Annotated in this window: 1 protein-coding gene; it reads left to right on the top strand. The window is 39.1% G+C overall.

The genetic code is table 11. From position 1 onward, the window contains the following. Positions 1–637, top strand: a 637-nt coding sequence (locus GQR55_RS20015) for an RNA-guided endonuclease TnpB family protein (RefSeq protein ID WP_166421970.1), incomplete at both ends; no start/stop codon positions are given.

Raw genomic sequence — 637 nt, 5'->3', positions numbered from 1 at the left:
ATCTCATACAAACAGAAAAAACTTCACAACGATTCATTTCGAGCGGTAAACAATTCTAATTGCATCCGTATTGAAGATGGCACTATCAGTATTCCAAAAGTTGGTAAAGTGCCTATCATTTTACATCGCGAACTGGCGAGCAAAATCAAAACGGTCACTATTCAGTATCGCCACGGTAAATGGGAATGCAGTATTACTCAAGAAGTGGAGTGCAAAACAGCGCTTCGCGTTTTAAAAACAATCACAGGTTTTGACATTAACTCAAAGCAAACGGTAGTTGGCTCGAACGGCTACGTGGCCGATAATCCAAAGTTTTTAAAGCAATCAAAAGCAAAATTAAATCAATTGCAACGTCAGCTTGCTCGCCGAAATAAAGGCTCAAATCGCTGGCACAAAACAAAACAACGCATCAATAAATTACACGATAAAATCTCAAGGCAAAGGCTCGACTTTGCACACCAAATCTCACGACAGATAACCAATGAAAATGACATTTTAGTGTTTGAAGATTTAAACGTAAAAGCGATGCAAAAATTCAATGGCAGCATGGTAGTGGACAATGTGATGGCTCTGATAACTCAGCTTTCAAAATACAAGGCTGAGCTTGAAGGCAAGCTCTATCATGAAATTGGTCGAT

Origin of the sequence: Pseudoalteromonas sp. Z1A8, from assembly GCF_011378855.1 — a bacterium.
Classification (GTDB): domain Bacteria; phylum Pseudomonadota; class Gammaproteobacteria; order Enterobacterales; family Alteromonadaceae; genus Pseudoalteromonas.
This window is presented reverse-complemented; position numbering and strand designations above follow the sequence as displayed.